General features: G+C 49.3%; 19 protein-coding genes and 1 tRNA gene. 13 read left to right on the top strand and 7 right to left on the bottom strand.

Annotated features, from left to right (window positions below; genetic code table 11):
• The first annotated feature begins 3 nt into the window (after positions 1 to 3).
• The 3 genes from G441_RS0104955 to G441_RS19650 all read left to right on the top strand — a co-directional run bounded on the left by G441_RS0104955 (position 4) and on the right by G441_RS19650 (position 2,544).
• The gene (locus tag G441_RS0104955; RefSeq protein WP_026375327.1) at positions 4 to 342 is read left to right on the top strand and encodes a hypothetical protein; all 339 of its coding nucleotides are present in this window, start codon (positions 4 to 6) and stop codon (positions 340 to 342) included.
• Entirely contained in the window at positions 339 to 1,241 is a 903-nt protein-coding gene (locus G441_RS17920) for an ABC transporter ATP-binding protein (RefSeq protein ID WP_051275346.1), read from the top strand. The genes G441_RS0104955 and G441_RS17920 overlap by 4 nt, the downstream gene beginning before the upstream one ends.
• Positions 1,242 to 1,731: 490 nt before the next feature.
• On the top strand, positions 1,732 to 2,544 hold the full coding sequence (locus G441_RS19650) for a hypothetical protein (protein ID WP_156896278.1): 813 nt from the start codon (positions 1,732 to 1,734) through the stop codon (positions 2,542 to 2,544).
• Positions 2,545 to 2,563: 19 nt separating this feature from the next.
• Here G441_RS19650 and G441_RS0104940 read toward each other — a convergent pair whose 3' ends face one another.
• Positions 2,564 to 3,454, bottom strand: coding sequence for a hypothetical protein (locus G441_RS0104940; RefSeq protein WP_051275345.1), 891 nt, complete (start codon positions 3,452 to 3,454; stop codon positions 2,564 to 2,566).
• 394 nt (positions 3,455 to 3,848) lie between these two features.
• On the opposite strand from G441_RS0104940, the gene G441_RS0104935 reads away from it, so the two are divergent.
• A complete protein-coding gene (locus tag G441_RS0104935; RefSeq protein ID WP_240485084.1) occupies positions 3,849 to 4,316 on the top strand; it encodes a hypothetical protein in 468 nt (155 codons plus the stop codon).
• Between the two features lie 118 nt (positions 4,317 to 4,434).
• Here G441_RS0104935 and G441_RS0104930 read toward each other — a convergent pair.
• The 4 genes from G441_RS0104930 to apbC all read right to left on the bottom strand — a co-directional run bounded on the left by G441_RS0104930 (position 4,435) and on the right by apbC (position 7,458).
• Positions 4,435 to 4,511 (bottom strand) — tRNA-Pro (locus tag G441_RS0104930).
• Positions 4,512 to 4,617: 106 nt separating this feature from the next.
• Positions 4,618 to 5,793 carry a DmpA family aminopeptidase gene (locus tag G441_RS0104925; RefSeq protein WP_205622157.1) on the bottom strand — a complete coding sequence of 392 codons (1,176 nt, stop codon included), beginning with the start codon at positions 5,791 to 5,793 and terminating at the stop codon, positions 4,618 to 4,620.
• The gene (gene dcd, locus G441_RS0104920; RefSeq protein ID WP_026375322.1) at positions 5,729 to 6,319 is read right to left on the bottom strand and encodes a dCTP deaminase; all 591 of its coding nucleotides are present in this window, start codon (positions 6,317 to 6,319) and stop codon (positions 5,729 to 5,731) included. Before dcd ends, G441_RS0104925 begins: the two co-directional genes overlap by 65 nt.
• A gap of 62 nt (positions 6,320 to 6,381) precedes the next feature.
• Positions 6,382 to 7,458, bottom strand: coding sequence for an iron-sulfur cluster carrier protein ApbC (apbC, locus tag G441_RS17915; protein ID WP_051275344.1), 1,077 nt, complete (start codon positions 7,456 to 7,458; stop codon positions 6,382 to 6,384).
• 97 nt (positions 7,459 to 7,555) lie between these two features.
• Here apbC and metG point away from each other — a divergent pair, with 97 nt between their 5' ends.
• Complete coding sequence (gene metG, locus G441_RS0104910) at positions 7,556 to 9,583, top strand: methionine--tRNA ligase (protein WP_026375321.1); 2,028 nt, start codon at positions 7,556 to 7,558, stop codon at positions 9,581 to 9,583.
• Here metG and G441_RS0104905 read toward each other — a convergent pair whose 3' ends face one another.
• Positions 9,584 to 10,315 carry a class I SAM-dependent methyltransferase gene (locus G441_RS0104905; RefSeq protein ID WP_026375320.1) on the bottom strand — a complete coding sequence of 244 codons (732 nt, stop codon included), beginning with the start codon at positions 10,313 to 10,315 and terminating at the stop codon, positions 9,584 to 9,586.
• Between the two features lie 92 nt (positions 10,316 to 10,407).
• On the opposite strand from G441_RS0104905, the gene gloB reads away from it, so the two are divergent.
• The 4 genes from gloB to G441_RS0104885 all read left to right on the top strand — a co-directional run bounded on the left by gloB (position 10,408) and on the right by G441_RS0104885 (position 14,503).
• Positions 10,408 to 11,172, top strand: coding sequence for a hydroxyacylglutathione hydrolase (gene gloB / locus G441_RS0104900; protein ID WP_034474582.1), 765 nt, complete (start codon positions 10,408 to 10,410; stop codon positions 11,170 to 11,172).
• Between the two features lie 132 nt (positions 11,173 to 11,304).
• A complete protein-coding gene (locus G441_RS0104895; RefSeq protein WP_420806144.1) occupies positions 11,305 to 12,948 on the top strand; it encodes a lytic transglycosylase in 1,644 nt (547 codons plus the stop codon).
• Positions 12,949 to 12,953: 5 nt separating this feature from the next.
• Positions 12,954 to 14,048 (top strand): hypothetical protein, encoded by a 1,095-nt coding sequence (locus G441_RS17910; protein ID WP_051275343.1) that lies wholly within the window; start codon positions 12,954 to 12,956, stop codon positions 14,046 to 14,048.
• Positions 14,045 to 14,503, top strand: a complete 459-nt coding sequence (locus tag G441_RS0104885) for a methyltransferase family protein (RefSeq protein WP_034474459.1) — start codon at positions 14,045 to 14,047, stop codon at positions 14,501 to 14,503. Before G441_RS17910 ends, G441_RS0104885 begins: the two co-directional genes overlap by 4 nt.
• Before the next feature lie 21 nt (positions 14,504 to 14,524).
• Here the strand turns inward: G441_RS0104885 and cysS are convergent, their stop codons facing one another.
• On the bottom strand, positions 14,525 to 15,907 hold the full coding sequence (gene cysS, locus G441_RS0104880) for a cysteine--tRNA ligase (RefSeq protein WP_026375316.1): 1,383 nt from the start codon (positions 15,905 to 15,907) through the stop codon (positions 14,525 to 14,527).
• A gap of 141 nt (positions 15,908 to 16,048) precedes the next feature.
• On the opposite strand from cysS, the gene G441_RS0104875 reads away from it, so the two are divergent.
• The 4 genes from G441_RS0104875 to G441_RS0104860 are packed head-to-tail and all read left to right on the top strand — an operon-like array spanning position 16,049 to position 19,211.
• A complete protein-coding gene (locus G441_RS0104875) occupies positions 16,049 to 16,543 on the top strand; it encodes a peptidylprolyl isomerase (RefSeq protein WP_026375315.1) in 495 nt (164 codons plus the stop codon).
• Positions 16,544 to 16,588: 45 nt separating this feature from the next.
• A complete protein-coding gene (gene lpxH / locus G441_RS0104870; RefSeq protein ID WP_026375314.1) occupies positions 16,589 to 17,317 on the top strand; it encodes a UDP-2,3-diacylglucosamine diphosphatase in 729 nt (242 codons plus the stop codon).
• Positions 17,318 to 17,370: 53 nt separating this feature from the next.
• Positions 17,371 to 18,186, top strand: coding sequence for a substrate-binding periplasmic protein (locus G441_RS0104865; protein WP_026375313.1), 816 nt, complete (start codon positions 17,371 to 17,373; stop codon positions 18,184 to 18,186).
• Positions 18,187 to 18,224: 38 nt separating this feature from the next.
• Positions 18,225 to 19,211 carry a YncE family protein gene (locus tag G441_RS0104860; RefSeq protein WP_026375312.1) on the top strand — a complete coding sequence of 329 codons (987 nt, stop codon included), beginning with the start codon at positions 18,225 to 18,227 and terminating at the stop codon, positions 19,209 to 19,211.
• Position 19,212: the final 1 nt, after the last annotated feature.

Below are 19,212 nucleotides of genomic sequence, written 5' to 3'. Positions count from 1 at the left end.
AATATGAAAAAGCTCGCGATCAAAACTGTAGGCATCATTGCTTTTACCCTTTTAATAATGCGCCCAGATACCTTTATATTGGGGATATTCATTGACGCAATAGGTATTGAACTATTTTTTCTACTGCTCAGTGTGCAATTTACTGTTGTGACCTCCGTCGCTCGACAACTTATCCAAGACTCGGCGCGGCGTGCTGATGAAAAACTAAGCCAGCTGAGCATTTATTACTATCGCCCCACAATGCAAAACATACTCAGTCATCCGGGTATGTTGATGCATGCGATCCCGGGTTTTGGTTTGGCCATCTCTGCCCTTTGCTTCGTTAGAGGGTGCAAACGATGAAAAATTCCATATTAGAAGTGAGATCACTTACCAAAAAATACGGCGGTAAACTTGTACTCAACCAGTTAGACTGGTGTGTGAACCAGGGGGAAATAGTTGCCCTGCTGGGGCGTAATGGTGCCGGGAAAACTACGCTACTAGAGTCAATATTACAGCTTAATAACGTTAATAGCGGCGACATTACAATCTTCAATCAACCATGGGAAAAGTTACCTGCAGAAAAGCGCCAAAAAATCACTTTTGTAGCCCAGGACACCAGAGGTTTTGACTGGATGTCTGTGAAAACATACCTTGGTTATCTGGGAGGCTTCTACTCCGGATGGGATCAAGCCTATGCCTTAGCACTCTGCTCCCGTTGGGATCTATCCCTCAAGCAGACCATTAGCTCCCTGTCTGGAGGACAGCGTCAGGTTTTACGAATAATTCAGGCGATTTCCACCCGACCGGAATTGATGCTCTTTGATGAACCTGTAGCGCATTTAGATCCAAATATACGACATGCCGTCCTATCCGAATTATCGACGCATTGCGCTAACTATAAATCGACCATCATATTTTCCAGTCACATCGTTTCAGATCTTGAGCGAATGTCGAGTCGCGTAGCCTTACTGCAAAATGGAAAAATTAGGTTTGAACACTCAATGACGTCACTCAAAAACGGGATTGGAAATATCAAGTTATCACTGAAAAACGCAGCTCACGGTACAGAAGCAATCAGTATCAGCGGAATAACCACCCCAATCATGGAAGGAAAAACAATCTATGGCAAGGTACTGCGCCCTCTGGACAGGAGCGTTTTTGAGCGATGGAAACAATTAGGAGTAGAGGTTGATATTCATCCAATGTCGCTAGAAGACTGGTATTTAGCTATCACGCAGAGCGAACAATCCTATGCATAACTGGTTACATGCATGTCGCCACCTGCTCGGTTATTCTCAGCTCACCACCGTATTGATTGGCTTATTAATGGTCGCTTTTCAGGTCCTGTTAATTCAGTCTCACTCAAGTGGCGTTTTAGACCAACAAATCAAGTCTCAGTTATTTATGATGACGACTCTGGTCTGCTGTTTCACTGCATTGAGTTTGGGCTCTGCATTACGTGTATTTAGAAGTCACTTTCTTTGGCGAGTTAACGTATCCTATCGCCGTCATCTGGGTGCTGCTACGTTGTCGATATTGTTGCTGTTGAATATCAGCTTTACGTGGCCACTGCTTTACAACATTACGCTCGTAGATTATGTCTTTTTTTTACCCGTCTGCGTAGGTATATGCTGCTTATACTTTAACTTTGCGCAACATTATGCAGAAAGACTGTTGTGGCCATCTTGTCCAGCAATACTTTACGTTTTATCAACCTTTGATATAAACGAGAGATACTTGGCGTCGGTTTTGATAATAATTGCTGCAGTGCTCGCTGTTCGCCTGTTCGCTCATTCCCACTATGCAAACATCAACACCTTTGAGGAGTCCGACACATCCGCTAACTCTGACGTCATATGGGAAGACATGCACCTTAAGCTGAAAGCGCTCGTCGGAAGATGGGTAATAACTAAGATTGGTTCGAGTAAAAAAGATATCTCCTGGGCAATAACAAGTCCTTTGAACCGCATGGGTGTGTTAACACTTGCTCATGGTGCCGCGTTCACCGTTTTATTGGCTTTGCTGCCATTTTCTGCGGACATATCACATGAGACTGTGATGTATATATTCCTCGCAATCAGCCCATTAGCGATGTTATTGGATGTCAGGAAAAATACGCCTCAACTGAGGGGGCTCGCCCATCACTATGGTGCTGATGGAATGTTTAAGTCGTTACAGGTCAACATTCTTTTCGGTTATTACAAGTTAATGTTAAAGGATACCTGTCTACTCAGTGCCATCATGATTAGTACCATTATATTGTGCGGTTACTTATTCGACGTAACGATGCTGTTCTTTATTTTCGCGGTTCAGCTTACTGCGCTCTTATGGGCACCTGCTTTATTACTGTGTAGATGGGATAGAGTCAACCTGGCATTGGTGGCGGGTGTAATTGCGTATCTGTCTTCGCTTTTATCTGCTCATCATCTTATCTCGCTTACCCAATCGTCAGATAATAATGCAGCATTGCTAGGAGCAATTGTTTGTCTTGCTTTCACCGTTATCTCAGGCTGCCAGGTGTACATGTATAAACAATCTCACCTTGAAAGATTACTAAGGTAAAACATTGTGCTTGCGAAACTCAGTGATACAGATATTGTTCAGCTGCCTTTGTCATTTTCGCATGGTCATGGCCGGTATTCTCAATAATCCTAAGCTGCCAATGAAAATCTAGCTTTTGCTGCTTTGCTTCGCGTTTTGCTGTTTTATAAAAATAGTTAGCACGCTCCAGCCTGTGCGTTCCTTGTAGGTCGACTTTGTCATTCCGCACAAGATGCCCCCTGGTTTCGTTAGCATCATCCTTTTCACCTACAAGTAACACTAAGTTTTGTCTAAACGCGGATTCTAAATCGATATCCTCAAGTGGCGAATTGTACAAACCATATGGAAAGACATTTTCAAAGCTAGGTACTGTGTACCAGCCAGAATTCGCGGAGATTATTTTATTTGCTTTATTTGTAGTGTGAAACAAAGCGTATCTTTGCAAAATCTGACCGCCCGCGGAGTGCCCGAATAAGTCATAGGAAACTGTGTTCATATTTAAAGCATTTACGACAAATTTAAACACACGGTCGAAGTCTCCGAATAGCCACCGTTCAGGATCTACAGTTAACGTAAAGTCTTTAATCTGAGACTTTTTTTCGTCGACCTCAACGTTTGCAATCATTCTGGCAAGGTTGTAATTCCAAAATTCTGGATAAGTGCTTTCATCGTAATAAAGTGACAATATCAAGACGCTATGTTTTTCAGCCGCCGTTTTCCATGCATCACGGTACCCCCAAGCGTCTCGCCCTGCTCCTGGTAAAACAATCAAGACGTTTGATTCATCATTGAGGGCGCTAGGAGCGTAATAAAAAACACGCACGGATCGATTGTCCTGCTCATTCCCAACATCTATGAGAAGGTTGCCGCTTCCCTGGTGTATGGAGACATCATTTATGATTTTTTCTTTAGGATTCTCAATTAAGGTCATCCCACATACCTTGCACTGCCCGGGCTGTCTATATATTGCGGTTTCAAACACGTCATCGACATGATAACAAGGAGGACAAACGTACTTTGTTGAGTGGGGCTGACTGCGCAAAAAGTCCAATTCACCAAAAACTGGATAAGATAGCAGACAGCAAAAGACTATCTTCAAAAATGGAACGGCTCTCATTTCACACGGTTACCTTGAATAGACTAATTCGGGAAGCGGAATGACAATGCTGACGCAGTAAGCGGTGATAAACAATCCATCGAAATCCATTGTTACGGTTTGTTACCTTGCAAACTAAATAGCGTTGGTAATATCGAGGAAGATGAATAGAAGACAAATCAACTGGTACATGCTTGTGGAACAAGTAAACAATCTTTTGAGGTAGTGCATGGAAGGAATAGTTAAAATTAAAGTAGTAGTAAGCATTTTTCTCATCGTATTTTGCAGTTCAGCGGGCGCAAAAAGCTGTGATGAAAATTGCAAGCTTGGGTTAGTGGAACAGTATTTTGCAGCCCTTGATAAGGTTTCAAAGCGCGGTTCTTCACTCAAGGATATTGATGATCTTCTCGCACTGACTCATGCCGAGGTGAGATATGTGCATGTTGAGTATCAGGCAGATTTTTCTAGAGATGAATGGCGAGAGGCATTTAAACGTAATCTTGATTCAGGTCGATACACAAAAACTGCTACAAACCAAATAAGAGTTTTGAACTCAATATCTGGTAAAAATCATCTGGCAGTTGAGTATTCACACGGGATTATTAACCGTCATGGTGCATGGCAACCCACAGACAAGTATCTTGCATTGTTCGGTTTTAAGGATGGCAAATTATCTTTGATTAAAGAGCTTTGGTAGCACTGACAAAAACGATAAACCAGCGATTCTGGACTGTGATGACGCTGTCTCTGTTCGCCAATGTCTCCGCTAATGCTACCAGTTATTGTCGTTTGAAAATTTGGGGAAAAGAAGAAATTGGTCGGTGTGAGAGGATTTGAACCTCCGACCCCTGACACCCCATGACAGTGCGCTACCAGGCTGCGCTACACACCGACCGAAAGAGGCGCTAAGTGTACTTATTTTCGGGTACTTTGCAACGCCTTAAGCGTGGTGTGGGTGCTGTATGGTGAATTGTTGTGCGATCCTACGTTAATGCACGCTATTGTTTTGTCTCAGCCACCAGCTTACGCACTTTATTCAGTGGCAATGCCTTCACATTCATGCGATGTCCATCCAGGTCTTCTGCCATAAATAACGCATTGTAAATGGCCTCTTCCGTGGCTTCGGCGACGGCCTGAAACAGCGGTGACATATCACTGTTATGCAGTACAGATGTGCTGAGTGTGTCGGTGCTATCGTCTCTTCGTAAGTCGGGATGATTACTAAACGCAATCACATAATCACCCGAGCCGTTGCTCACCACTGCGCCGGTTCGAGCTAGTCCGACAATCGCACGTTTTGCCAGCCTTTCCAGATTGCGTGACGATAGCGGCGCATCGGTCGCCACCACAATCATGATGCTGCCATCGGCTTTTTGCCGCTCTACGGTATCTTGCAGATAATATTGGTTGAGTGCTTTGCCGACCTGCACGCCGTCAATGGTAAGTATGCCACCATAGTTGGACTGCACCAGCACACCTAGTGTCCAACCACCTAACGCTTCTGGCAGCTGTCGTGACGATGTACCAATGCCGCCTTTCCACATAAACGCGACGGTACCGGCGCCGGCGCCAACGTTTCCTTCAGGTACAGGACCACTGCTTGCCGAACTAATGGCCGCTTTGACATGCTCAATAGTGACAGCTCGTTTACGAATATCATTGAGGCGACCGTCGTTGGTTTCACCCACCACGGCATTCACCGAATACACGTCTTCATTGCCTGGCTGCGCGAGTGTCCACTCCACAATGCCGGCAATCCCCTCAGCCACATTCAGCGTGTTGGTCAGCGCAATCGGCGTTTCAATCTCACCCAGCTCTTGTAGCTGACTGATGCCAGCCAGTTTTCCATAGCCGTTGGCGATGTAAATGGCAGCGGGGACCTTACGCTTGCGCAGGTTACCCTCGGCGGGGATCACAACGGTCACCCCGGTATGAATGGATTTACCCTGATGCAGGGTGACGTGCCCTACTTTGACGCCTTTAACGTCTGTGATGGCGTTATGAGTACCGGGCTGAAAAATACCCGGCGCAATACCGAGATCCCTTGCGCGCTGTTGCTCTGCCTGAACATTGAATGTAGTCAGGCAGAGAATGAGCAGCGCAAACTGACTACTCCTTATCATCGGCACTGATGCGGCTGGCGTCAGCACCTGCCTGGCCTTTGTACTTGGCATCTGCTCTGGCGTTATAAGGTTTCTCAGCGGGGTTGGATAACACTTCAAAACTCAGCGCACCTATTTTCATCATAGGTTTGAGCGCCAGCGGCAGTTTGCCGCTGTTGAAGAACTCCAGCACAATATTACCTGACCAGCCCGGATCGATACGGTGTGCGGTGACGTGCACCATCAGACCTAGTCTTGCCAGTGAGGAACGACCATCCAGCCAGCCGACGATATTAGGCGGCAAGGTCACTGACTCATGGGTAATCGCCAATGCAAGCTCGCCGGGATGCAAAAAGAACGCTTTGCCCTCGGGCAGTTCAATCTCATCACTCATCACATCATCAAGCGCCGCCTGCACCGTGGCCTTAGTGCCGCTCAGGTCGATATACGGCGCTGCGTGATCTTCAAATACTCTGAATTTATTCCCAAGGCGGATATCCACAGTCACGCCGCTGATCTGTGAATAGTCAGGCTGTGGATCAATTTTAATAATGCCATCTTGAAGATGCTGGTAGATATCTCTGTCACAAAGGCGCATTCAGCGTATCTCGATATGTAATAAAAGGTTTTTTGCAATTATGAGTCCGTGATCCTGCATGTTCAATGCTTTTCCACAAACTCTATGGTGTCGTTGTCTATTGGCAGTGTCAGTGCCAGTGAACGAGACAGGCGTCGTGCGGCGTAGCGGTATGCATCACTGATAGGGCTTTTTGGATCTGCCAGTAAAATAGGCTCGCCGCCATCGGCATGGGTGCGGATATCAATATCCAGCGGCAATTGCCCTAACAAGGCCACATTATACTGCTTGGCCAGCTTTGCCCCACCTTCTGAGGCGAAAATTTCCTCACGGTGACCGCACTTCTTACACTGGTAATAGCTCATGTTCTCAATCAGGCCCAGCACTGGAATATCCACTTTCTCAAACATGGCAATGCCCTTTATGGCATCGGCCAACGCCAAGTCTTGAGGCGTAGTCACCACCACTGCTGCTGTAACAGGAACCTGCTGCGCCAGCGTCAGCTGAATATCACCGGTGCCCGGCGGCATATCCACAATCAAATAATCGAGCTCAGGCCACAAGGTTTCATTGACCAGCTGCTGCAGCGCCCTGGATACCATAGGCCCGCGCCAGATAGTGGCGTTTTCAGCAGGCACCAGATAGCCGATAGAATTGGCCACGACGCCGTGGGATTCCAGCGGGATCATGTGCCGGTTGTCTTCGCTCTGTGGATGCGCGGTCGGGTTACCCAACATAATCGGCACAGAAGGCCCGTAAATATCGGCATCCAGAATGCCAACTCTGGCGCCTTCCTGCATCAGTGCAAACGCCAAGTTCACACTGGTGGTAGATTTGCCGACGCCGCCCTTGCCTGACGCCACCGCGATAATGTTTTTAATATTGCGAACCCGTTTGTGCTGCGTTTTCGAAGGCTTCACCGACGTGATAAAACTCACTTCATCCAATTCCAACTGCTTGGCGGCAAGTGCCTGAATTAACCATCTCTCTAATTTTTTGTGGGTACTGACGACTGCAAAAGGCAAGGTCACAGTTAGCCCATCTTTGCCATACGCACTCCATCCTTTTGTCTGTGTCTCTGGCACCGAGTAATAGTCAGCCAGTGCGCTATCAGCGAGCGCGGGAATTTCGTTGTTATCAGGGGATCGACTAAAAATCATTGTTCGCCTTTATTCGGGTCATTTTCGTAATGCAATACACGGGCATTTCCGCTACCATTTGCAGCCATTTTTTAACTGACGAAGCTAAATAACACCAATGGCAACAACCCCGCGTAAAATTCTTGTTACCAGTGCCCTGCCCTATGCAAATGGGTCAATCCATCTGGGCCACCTGCTTGAACATATTCAGACCGATATCTGGACACGTTTTCAGCGAATGCGCGGCCATCAGTGTTTTAGCGTCTGTGCTGACGACGCGCACGGCACACCGGTGATGCTCAAAGCCCAGGAGCTTGGCATTACGCCTGAGCAAATGGTAGAGCAAACCCGCGCTGAGCACCACCAGGACCTGCTCGACTTCTTCGTCGAATATGACAATTACTACGTCACCCATTCTGACGAGAACCGTGAGCTGTGTGAGCGCGTGTATCAGCGTCTGGATGACGCCGGCTACATCACTAAACGCACAATTAGTCAGCTATACGATCCGGAAAAGAACATGTTCCTGCCAGATCGTTTCGTCAAAGGCACCTGCCCTAACTGCGGCGCGGAAGATCAGAATGGCGATAGCTGTGATGTGTGCAGCGCCACCTACAGCCCTACCGAAATGAAAGATCCTCGCTCAGTGGTGTCTGGTGCGACGCCTATTCTCAAAGATTCTGAGCACTACTTTTTTGACCTGCCTCAATTTGAAGACATGTTGAAAGCCTGGTTGCGCAGCGGCGCGATTCAACAGGAAATGGCCAATAAATTGGAAGAATGGTTTGAGCAGGGTCTGCAGCAGTGGGATATTAGCCGAGATGCGCCCTACTTCGGCTTTGAAATTCCAGGTGCGCCAAATAAGTTCTTTTACGTATGGGTCGATGCACCTGTTGGCTACATGGCCAGCTTCCTGAACTACTGCGCCGCCAACAATATTGATTTTGACAGCTTCTGGAATGCCGACTCAGACGCTGAGCTTTATCACTTTATTGGTAAAGACATTACCTACTTCCACTGTCTATTCTGGCCAGCCATGCTGGAAGGCGCTGGCTTCCGCAAGCCTACTGGCGTAAATGTGCACGGGTTTGTTACGGTGAATGGCGCCAAGATGTCAAAATCCCGCGGCACCTTTATTAAGGCCCGCACTTATCTTGAGCACCTCAACCCTGAATATCTGCGTTATTACTTTGCCTCAAAGTTGAGTGACAACGTCACGGATATCGACCTGAATTTCGAAGATTTCAGCCAAAAAGTGAACGCCGACCTGGTGGGTAAAGTGGTCAATATTGCCAGTCGCTGCGCCGGGTTCATCGGCAAACGGTTTGACGGCAAATTGTCATCCAACATCCTGGATCAGGAATTACTCAGCGCGTTCCATAACGCTGCCGATTCTATCGCGTCGCACTTTGAGTCGCGTCAGTATCACAAAGCCATCCGCGAGATCATGGCCCTTGCCGACCGTGCTAATCAGTTTATTGATGCGCAGGCTCCGTGGGTAACGGTGAAAGATGAGAGCAAACAGCAGCTCACCCACGATGTGTGTTCACTGGGCATTAACCTGTTCCGCATTCTGATGGTGTATCTCAAGCCCGTACTGCCGAAGCTGGCCGAACAGGCAGAAGGTTTCCTCAACGATACCTTGACCTGGGACAGCGCCCAGACGGTACTGAGAGACCACGATATCAATAAATTCAAAGCCATGATGCAGCGCGTCGACATGGATAAGGTAAACGCTATGATCGAAGATTCCAAAGAAAGTCTTGAAGCCACCCCGAAAATTGACCCCAATAGCCCATTGGCCAAAGATCCCATCGCCGAGACCATTGAGTTTGCCGACTTTGCCAAAGTTGATCTGCGCATCGCCAAAATCGCAAAAGCCGAACATGTTGAGGGGGCCGACAAGCTGCTGCGCCTTGAACTGGATTTGGGCGGTGAAACCCGTCAGGTCTTCGCCGGGATCAAATCTGCCTACTCACCAGAACAGCTGCAGGGCAAGCTTACCGTTATGGTAGCCAACCTGGCACCGCGCAAAATGCGTTTTGGACTGTCTGAAGGGATGGTGCTGGCGGCTGGACCGGGGGGGCAGGACCTGTGGATCCTGGAGCCGCACGAGGGTGCTCAGCCCGGCATGAAGGTCAAATAATCAGGACTGCCGCATACTGGCGCTCACTGGCGCAAAACGCGGTTTGAGTTTCGCTGTCGGTTTGACTACCGACAGCGGGATCTCACACTTCTTGGCGATAATGATATACACCGCTGAGGTCAATGGCACAAAACGGCTGCACCATTTTTGCCAGCGACTGTCGGGCCTAAAGCGCCGGTCCATTAATAAACTCGAAAACAGCACGTGCTCTACGTTTAATACTTCAAATCCCAGCAGATGAAGCCAGTCTTTGATACGTCCGCAGGTGAAAAAGCGCGCCTCATGTAAAATATTGCCACGCTTTACTGGCAACAAACGGGTCAGGCCTGCAATGCTCAACGGATTGAACCCGCAAATTACCACATGTCCATTGGGTACAATGGTGCGATCCACCTCTCGTAATATCTGGTGAGGGTCACGCGCAAAATCTAATTCATGGGCCAGAACAAAGGCATCCACACTGTTTTCAGCGAACGGCAATTCACGAGACTTACCTCTGACCTGAGTAAATTCACACAGCGTTTCTGTATGATTCACCACGTGTTTAATCGGGCACTGTGTCATGGTTAACTGTGAAGATAGCGCCCCAAGTCTGACCATGTGGTAGCCAAAGAACATTCTGCTGTGCCCGGCGATGACCTCAGCCTGTAATCTCTGTATGTCTTCACCCAACGGCAGTTCATTCCAGTTGGTTGGATAGCGGGGCTTTTCTGCCAATAAGGCCGCTTTCATTCGACTCCCAAGCGCAGATGCGGTTTGCAGTACATGACGTGAGTTTTTATATTACGTCAATCCAGGTTCGAAACAATACAAAGTCAATCGCCATGCTATCAATTCATCCTATCCCTGCGTTTAACGATAATTACATCTGGTGCATTCAGCGAGATAACCATGCTGTGGTCGTCGACCCCGGCGATGCCGCTCCGGTTCTGGCCTACTGCAAAGATAACAACCTGTCGCTGACGGCCATTTTGATTACCCATCATCACTGGGATCATACCGACGGCATTGCCGATTTACTGGTCGCGTTTCCCGGCATTCCCGTATATGGCCCGCACAATGATATAGCCACGATTTCTCATCGCCTGGCTGAAGGCGATAGTGTCAGCCTGGATGAGCTTCAGTTGACCTTGTCAGTGCTGGCTGTGCCAGGACATACGCTGGATCATATCGCTTATGTCAGTGATATCGGCCTATTTTGTGGCGACACCTTGTTCTCCGGTGGCTGTGGCCGTCTGTTTGAAGGAACGCCCGCTCAGATGCATCAATCCTTAAACAAGCTGATGTCCCTGCCCGGAGACATGCCAGTGTTCTGTACCCACGAATACACGTTGGCCAACCTCAAATTCGCCCGTGCCGTAGATCCCCAAAATGCGGCTCTCGAAAAGTATCAACGCTGGGCCGAGCAGCAGCGTCAACACGGCAAACCCACACTTCCCTCCAATATTGCCAACGAACGTGATATCAATCCTTTTGTGCGCACAGGCCAGCCGGATGTAATTGCGTCGGCAGCAACGCACAGTGGCCAGTCAGACATCGCCGGGGAACAGGTATTTGCCGCACTACGTGGCTGGAAAGATAATTTCTGAGCGGGATAGTTTTGCACTTCCTATTGTCTGTATTTGGCTATCACAGAGAAAAGGCCGTAAAATGCGGGTATTGAAGTAAAGGAGCAGTGTGTGCGGTTTTATAAGATTTTAGGAGTAGGCGCGGCGGTTTTGATGTTGTCAGCCTGTCAGTCAACCAGCCTGTTTGACACAACAGATGAGACAGCAGCCAATGCAGAGCAGACGTCACAGCCAATAGCACAGATGAGCTGTGAACATGAGCTGCAACAGGAGCAGCAAGACTGTGACGAGGCACAGCAAGGCACCTACCCTGTCAGCCACCCTGTTGATGCGGTTGACATCGCACTGCCCGAAGCAGAGCCAGAGCGAGTCGAAGAAACACAGGCCGAACAGGAGCCTTCACCTATTATTGATGTGTGGGAACGGGTCAGACAGCAGCTAAGTCTGCACGTGCCAGACGATCGCCGGGTAGACGTGCAGCGAGACTGGTATCTGAAACACCCCGATTATATGCAGCGCGTCAACAAACGTGCGGCGCCCTTCCTTTATCACATTGTCGAGCGTATCGAACAGCGTGATATGCCCATTGAGCTGGCGCTATTACCTATCGTAGAAAGCGCGTTTGATCCCTTTGCGTATTCCCATGGCCGCGCCGCTGGCATGTGGCAGTTCATCCCGGGCACCGCAAAACGCTTCGGCATGAAGCAAAACTGGTGGTATGACGGTCGCCGCGACGTGATTGCATCAACTGAAGGCGCACTGAACTACCTTGAATATCTGGTTGAATATTTTGACGGTGACTGGCTGCATGCGCTAGCCGCTTACAACAGTGGTGAGGGCAGAGTCAGAAGAGCAATACGCAATAATGCCCGTCGCAACAAGCCAACCGACTTCTGGTCACTGGATCTGCCGCGGGAAACCCGCGCTTATGTGCCCAAATTACTGGCGCTGAGCGATATCCTGCGCAATCACGAACAATATGAATTTGACTGGCCAAGCATCGACAACCGACCGGTCATTAAGGTCGTAGACACGGGCTCACAGATCGATTTGGCATTTGCTGCTGAACTTGCTGGACTGGATATTGATGCCCTGCATGCGTTGAACCCCGGCTTTAATCGCTGGGCAACCGATCCTGATGGTCCCCATCAATTAGTGCTGCCTGCTGACCTCGCCGAGACCTTCGAACTGGCGCTGGCAGATTTGGACGAACGGGACCGCCTAAACTGGGTCAGACACGAAATTAAACGCGGTGATAGCCTGCTTAAACTCGCCAAGCAATACCATACCTCGGTTGACGTGATCCGCAGCATTAACGACATCAACGGTAATATGATCCGCGCCGGCGACCATATTATGGTGCCAGTAGCGTTGAAATCACTGGATGAATACAGCCTGACCGTCGACCAGCGTCTGGCCGATACCCAGTCGACACCTCGCGGTGCCCATCAGCTTACCCATAAGGTCAGACGTGGCGATACGCTGTGGGATATCAGCCGTGAATATAAGGTCAACATTCGCAGCCTTGCCAAATGGAACGGTATGGCCCCTACCGATCCATTGATGCCCGGACGGGAGCTGGTTGTATGGGTTAATCAGGTGACCGAGGAACAGCGCGACGATGCCGTGATGCGCACCCTCACCTATACGGTCAGACGCGGCGATTCTCTGGCCCGTATTGCTGACAGATTTAACGTAAAAATTGCCGATTTAACCAAGTGGAATCAACTCGATCGCAGTAAATATCTGCAACCGGGACAGAAACTCAAAGTCTTCGTTGATGTCACTCGGACCTGATCACCATGCTGAAGATTAATCGCCAGAACCTTAAAGACAGCCACGAAACACCTTGGCTGGTGCTGGATCTGGTGATGCTGGGGATCCTGTTTATCAATCTGTTGTGGTTGATATTCGACAGTCTGTACGGCACAGCGGTATTCCAGTCAGGGCTTGAGTGGCTGTTGCCTGGCTCGGTCGCGGCTTACGCGCCGGTGCATGACAACTTTTTACTGATTGACCTGAGCTTTGTGGGCATCTTCCTAACCGAGTTTATTGTTCGGTGGGGCGTGGCGATTCATCGTCGTGAGTATATGCGCTGGTACTTTTACCCCTTCGCCAGATGGTATGACTTACTTGGTTGTATACCGCTAGGTTCAACGCGGATATTCCGATTTTTACGGATTTTTTCTATTCTCTATCGCCTGCACAAATATGAAATTATTAATCTGAACGATACCGCTCTGTTCCGCTTTCTGGCGTTCTATTACGATGCCCTGGTTGAAGAGTTGAGCGACCGAATTGTCATTAAAGTCCTCAGCGATGCACAAAAAGAAATTGCCGATGGCTCGCCGCTGATTGACGAAATCAGTGAGCAGGTTATCGCCACACGTAAACCTATCTTGTCGAAGTGGGCGTCATCCATGCTCACCCATATCGGTAATACCATTGCCGATGACATGCAGGGCGAGGTGGTGCGCAGTCACGTTAAACAGGCCGTTGGCAAAGCAGTAAGAGAAAATGCACAGGTATCGACGTTGGGATTGGTACCTGTCCTGGGCAGCACCATTGGCCGGCAGCTTGAAACCGCGGTTACCGATATTGTCACTCACTCCGTGATAAATCTGCTGCGCGATATCACACCTGAGAAAGTCGAAGAGTTCGTTGCGCAAGGTATTACTGACTTTAGTTCTGACGATCATAATCTCGATCAGGAAGCGCTGTTGGTGGTGAACGAATGCATTGAACTGCTTAAGAAGCATGTCGGCCAGCAGAAATGGAAACAGCGCCTGGAAGAAAAAGATAACCAATTTGGCCCGCCGCCTGAACTCGATCCTGATATTCAGCAGGAATTGGTGAGGTCACGCATGGCAGAAACTGCAGAGAACACAGAGCAGTGAACCTAAGCGCACTCGAACTTAAAGTCTACCCCCTGCTGCTGCTTGCCATTTTTGCCGTCGCCAGCGTCATGACAGCGTTTCTACCCACAATGACGCCTCTAAATATGATGTTAGCCACTTGGGTGCTGATCAGCGCAGGCTTTGCTATTGCAGTATGGGGTGTCGTCGAGTTCAGACGCGCCAGTACTACTGTCGACCCAACCAAGGTGGGAAAAGTATCCAAACTGGTGACCAGTGGTCCTTTTCGGTTTACTCGCAATCCAATGTATGTTGGTATGACGCTGTGTCTGCTGGGAATTCAACTTGGCTGGGGCGCCTGGCCATCGTTGCTGCTAGCACCCCTCTTTATCGCGTACATTACACGCTTTCAGATCATTCCTGAGGAACGTGCTATTACGGATATATTTGGCGTAAGCTTTATTCAGTATTGCCAGCGCGTACGGCGCTGGCTCTGAAAGAATCTACAGGTAACGAGATTATCCGCGACGCCAAGTCGTACCCTGAGGGCCGTCTTCCAGCACAATCCTCATCGCCGTAAGCGCGTCGCGCGCTTCGTCTGCGGCCGCCCAGTCTTTGTCTGCGCGAGCCTGATTACGTTTGGCAATAAGCGCTTCGATTTCAGCAACCTCATCATCAGCGCCGCCGCCCTGCAAATAAGCTTCCGGGTCTTCCTGCAAGATCCCCAACACGCCGCCAAGATAGACAAGCTGCCCCGCCAGAGCGTTGGCCTGCTGAATATCTGATTTCATCTTATTGATATCACGGGCCAAATCAAACAGTACGGCCATGGCTTCTGGCACGTTGAAGTCATCGTCCATCGCCTTATTGAAGCGTTTTACATATTCAGAATCAGCGGTGTCTGCCGTCACATCGTCAGGTGTCAGCCCACGCAGCGCAGTATACAGTCGCTCCAGCGCAGCCTTGGCCTGATTGATGTTATCTTCTGAGTAGCTCAGCTGACTACGATAGTGAGCGCTTTGCAGAAAATAGCGAACCGTCTCCGCGTCATATTCCTTGAGCACGTCACGCAGGGTGAAAAAATTGCCTAGCGATTTAGACATTTTCTCTTCATTGACCTGCACCATGCCGGTGTGGATCCAGTAATTCACGTAGGGGGTATCAAACGCACAGCACGACTGCGCCACCTCATTTTCATGATGTGGGAAGATAAGGTCGGAGCCGCCACCGTGAATGTCGAAGTGAGTCCCTAAGTGTTTGCTGTTCATCGCCGAACATTCGATATGCCAGCCAGGACGACCGTCCCCCCATGGCGAAGACCAGCTTGGCTCTCCGGGCTTGGCACTTTTCCACAGTACAAAGTCCAGCGGGTCGTCTTTGCCCGCGGCCACTTCTACCCGCGCACCGGCCTGTAATTGATCGAGGTCCTGGCGACTTAACTTACCGTACTGGTCGAAGGTAGAGACATCGAATAATACGTCACCGTTGTCCGCTACATAGGCATGTTTTTGGTCCACCAGACGCTGAATAACATCAATGATTTCATCCATGTGCGTGGTGACCCGCGGCTCGACGTCCGGCTCCAGCAGATTAATTGCGGCAAAATCTTCATGCATCATGGCAATAGTGCGGGCCGTCAACGCATCGGTGGTTTCGTTATTCTCATTGGCGCGCGCTATGATTTTATCGTCTACATCTGTGATGTTACGTACGTAATTCACGTCGAATCCGCGATGGCGCAGATAGCGCACCATCACATCAAAACTCAGATAGGTGCGGGCGTGGCCCATATGGCACACGTCGTACACGGTGATACCACACACATACATACCCACTTTACCTGGCGTTAAAGGCTTGAACGGCTCTTTCTTGCGGCTAAGGGTATTGTATATCTGTAGCATTGAAGCAATTTCTCTTTAGTTAATTAGCGTGGAAGGCCGCAGATTCTAGCACTGCAGCTAAAAACCGCAAAGCATGCTGACCAAAAACCGTTTTTACGCTACACTGCGCGCCTTTCAGTACTCCATTTATGAGGATAAGTTGTGGTTACTTTGCACACTAACTTTGGCCCAATCAGCCTGACACTATTCGCTGACAAGGCGCCTAAAACCGTTGAAAACTTCCTGAATTATGTAAAAGAAGGCTTTTACGACAATACCATTTTCCATCGCGTGATTGATGGTTTCATGATCCAGGGCGGTGGCTTTGAGCCGGGCATGACGCAAAAGAGCACTAACGATCCAATTGAAAACGAAGCCAACAATGGCGTTGCCAACAAGGCCGGTACCATCGCTATGGCGCGCACCAACGATCCGCATTCGGCAACCGCGCAGTTTTTCATCAACGTTAATAACAATGACTTTTTGAACTTCCGCTCTGAAAGCATGGATGGTTGGGGCTACTGTGTATTCGGTGAGGTGACTGCCGGTATGGACGTGGTCGAAAAAATCAAAGCTGTCAAAACCGCCAACGCAGGCTTTCACCAGGACGTGCCTGTGGAAGATGTCGTTATCGAAAAGGCTGAAATCAGCGAGTAATGGACGACCGCAGGCAGTGATGCGTTATCGCTGCCTGCCATTCCCATGTCATTTACCTATTTCATTTCCGATTTACACCTGAGCGAAGACCGGCCGGATATCACCGACTGCCTGCTGACTTTTTTGCAAAGTGATGTAACCGAAGCTGATGCCTTGTACATCCTCGGCGACTTGTTTGAATACTGGATTGGCGACGCCGACATCAACCCGTTTACCACGCAAGTGGCTGACGCCTTAAAGGCTGTTAGCCAGCATACGCCGATTTATTTTATCCACGGCAATCGCGACTTTGCACTTGGCGAAAGATACGCTAAACGCTGCGGCATGACGCTACTCCCCGAGCAGTATGTGATCGACCTGTATGGCACCCCCACCGTCATTTTACATGGCGACGAAATGTGTACCCGGGATATCGAGTACATGAAATTTCGTAAGAAAGCCCGGGGCTGGTGGTGGCCCAGACTGGTGATGATGATCCCCCTGGAGCTGCGCCGTAAAATGGTCGCCCGCGCCCGCCGCAACAGCGATGTGCGCAAAAAGACCATGCAGATGGACATCATGGATGTGACGCCGCAAGAAGTGGTCAATGTGATGCAGAGGCACGGCGTCACCAACATGATCCATGGCCACACCCATCGGCCAGCAATCCATGACCTTAACGTTGGCGGCCAGCCAGCAAAGCGTATTGTCTTAGGTGACTGGTACGATCAAGGCAGCATGCTGAAGGTCACGCCACAGCGCACCGAACTGATTAATCGTCCGCTTCCCCATTGATTTTACGATGTTGACCTTTTAATGTTGAATATCACTGGCATTGAGAAGGCATTATGAATCGGATTGTTAGAAACACGCTGCCTGCACTTTGTCTGTTCTGCCTATGCAGCTCGTATGCTTTTGCCAAAGAGGTGTTGCATTCCTCTGTTTCTCCCGAATTTCCTAAAGGCTTGCATTATCAGTTCCTGACTCAGATTGCCGAACAGCTGGATGTTGAACTGGATGTGCTGCCTATGCCCTTTGCACGCAGGCTGAAATCCCTGCGTGATGGCGATATTGATATTATGGTGGGTCTACGGGAAGGCATTGAAGCCGGCGATGACTTTGTATTTCTTGAGCCCAGCTATGAAACCATAAAGACCGGTTTTTTCGCGTTAAAAGAAAATCAGCATAAGTATCATAATGACAATCTGAAAGGCGTCACACTGGCCACAACCATCGCCAAAAAGTCTGATTTACAGAACAGCTTCTCCGTGCAACAGGACATGAAATTAGTCCCAGTCAGCACGCTGGAACAAAAAATCAATTTAGTCTTGATGGGGCGCACTGAGCTTTTTCATCACTTTATTCACAGTACCCTGCCGGCGCTAAAGGAAAGAGATTTGCAGGATAAAATCGTTTTGACCGATGTTGAGCGAGCCGACCATACACGTTACTACTTTGCCGTCAGCAAGCATTCGCCTTTTTATCAACGGCGGCTGGAGTTAGAAGCGCTGATTGCGCGTCTGGTAGATCAGCAGATATTCGCGCTGATCCGCGAGCAGCATTATTCATTAGAGACAAAAGATACCGTTATCGTGGAGCAGCCTGATAAGAAAAATAAAAAACCGACGTGCGACGACGATGAATGTGAACGTGAGGTGCAATAACCGCGTATAGTGAAAGTCGTTTTGAAAAGGTGTGTACTATGCGATTCGTTTTGCCTCTACTTAGCAGCGTGCTGCTGTTCCTCTCAGCGTCATTCGCCCAACCGAATGCCGCAACGCTGAATGGCCAACTTTGGGTCGTCAATAAACTTGGCGATGACGTCAGTGTTATTGATATTCAGTCCAGGACTGTCATTGCCACCCTGCCCACGGGCAAGGGTCCACACGAACTGGCCATTGATACTAACTTGCGCTGGGCGGTGGTCACTGACTATGTAGGCGGTAACAGCCTGTCGGTGTTTAATATTGCCGAGCGCAAACTCGAGCGTACCATTTCTCTGGCAGACTATCCTCGCCCTCACGGGGTACTATTTATGCCCGACCAAAAGCATGTCGCCGTATCGTCAGAGGGCTCGGACAATGCCGTCATCGTCAATGTTGAAAGCGGTGTCATCACCCAGGTCATCGCCACCGAAGCAGGTGGCTCACATATGGTTGCGTTACCCGCATCTGGAAAGGTCATTTATACGCCCAACATGACTGCCGATAACGTGTCAGTGTTAAGCGTCGAACAAGGAAAACTCCTGCGTCACATAGACATGCCTGAGACACCTGAAGCCATCACCGTAAAAGCAGACAACAGCACGCTGTGGGTTGGCAGCAACAAAGACGGCTGGCTTAGCGTGTTTGATACGAAAAGAGACACCCTGAAAGCGCGCTGGAAAGACTACACCTGGCCTTATCGCATCCTCTATTCACCGGATGAAAAAACCGTTCTTGTGCCGGATCTTCGTCAGAACACGCTGGACTTTTACAACGCGGGCACATTGACAAGAACTCGCCGCGTGCAGCTGCCGGAAGACGTGACGCCCAAAGGGCTAACTTTTCACCCAGCAGGAGAGGTCCTGTTTTTATCGCTCTACAATGTCGATCAGGTTGCAGTTATCGACGTTTCAAGTGGTGAGGAGTTGTTCAGACTGCCCACTGGTGACGGTCCTGATGGCATAGGATACGTGCCTGCAAATTGAT

The organism is Aestuariibacter salexigens DSM 15300 (assembly GCF_000429145.1).
Classification (GTDB): Bacteria; Pseudomonadota; Gammaproteobacteria; order Enterobacterales; family Alteromonadaceae; genus Aestuariibacter; species Aestuariibacter salexigens.
Note: the sequence above shows the minus strand (reverse complement) of the source record. Positions and strands in the feature narration are given on the sequence as shown.

What these genes read in the sequence shown, in the direction of transcription:
- G441_RS0104955 (WP_026375327.1), top strand. Translation starts at nt 4, where the DNA reads ATGAAAAAGCTCGCGATCAAAACTGTAGGCATCATTGCTTTTACCCTT.
- G441_RS17920 (WP_051275346.1), top strand. Translation starts at nt 339, where the DNA reads ATGAAAAATTCCATATTAGAAGTGAGATCACTTACCAAAAAATACGGC.
- G441_RS0104940 (WP_051275345.1), bottom strand. Translation starts at nt 3,454, where the DNA reads ATGACCTTAATTGAGAATCCTAAAGAAAAAATCATAAATGATGTCTCC.
- G441_RS0104935 (WP_240485084.1), top strand. Translation starts at nt 3,849, where the DNA reads ATGGAAGGAATAGTTAAAATTAAAGTAGTAGTAAGCATTTTTCTCATC.
- G441_RS0104925 (WP_205622157.1), bottom strand. Translation starts at nt 5,793, where the DNA reads ATGCCAAGTACAAAGGCCAGGCAGGTGCTGACGCCAGCCGCATCAGTG.
- dcd (WP_026375322.1), bottom strand. Translation starts at nt 6,319, where the DNA reads ATGCGCCTTTGTGACAGAGATATCTACCAGCATCTTCAAGATGGCATT.
- apbC (WP_051275344.1), bottom strand. Translation starts at nt 7,458, where the DNA reads ATGATTTTTAGTCGATCCCCTGATAACAACGAAATTCCCGCGCTCGCT.
- metG (WP_026375321.1), top strand. Translation starts at nt 7,556, where the DNA reads ATGGCAACAACCCCGCGTAAAATTCTTGTTACCAGTGCCCTGCCCTAT.
- G441_RS0104905 (WP_026375320.1), bottom strand. Translation starts at nt 10,315, where the DNA reads ATGAAAGCGGCCTTATTGGCAGAAAAGCCCCGCTATCCAACCAACTGG.
- gloB (WP_034474582.1), top strand. Translation starts at nt 10,408, where the DNA reads ATGCTATCAATTCATCCTATCCCTGCGTTTAACGATAATTACATCTGG.
- G441_RS0104895 (WP_420806144.1), top strand. Translation starts at nt 11,305, where the DNA reads ATGTTGTCAGCCTGTCAGTCAACCAGCCTGTTTGACACAACAGATGAG.
- G441_RS17910 (WP_051275343.1), top strand. Translation starts at nt 12,954, where the DNA reads ATGCTGAAGATTAATCGCCAGAACCTTAAAGACAGCCACGAAACACCT.
- cysS (WP_026375316.1), bottom strand. Translation starts at nt 15,907, where the DNA reads ATGCTACAGATATACAATACCCTTAGCCGCAAGAAAGAGCCGTTCAAG.
- lpxH (WP_026375314.1), top strand. Translation starts at nt 16,589, where the DNA reads ATGTCATTTACCTATTTCATTTCCGATTTACACCTGAGCGAAGACCGG.
- G441_RS0104865 (WP_026375313.1), top strand. Translation starts at nt 17,371, where the DNA reads ATGAATCGGATTGTTAGAAACACGCTGCCTGCACTTTGTCTGTTCTGC.
- G441_RS0104860 (WP_026375312.1), top strand. Translation starts at nt 18,225, where the DNA reads ATGCGATTCGTTTTGCCTCTACTTAGCAGCGTGCTGCTGTTCCTCTCA.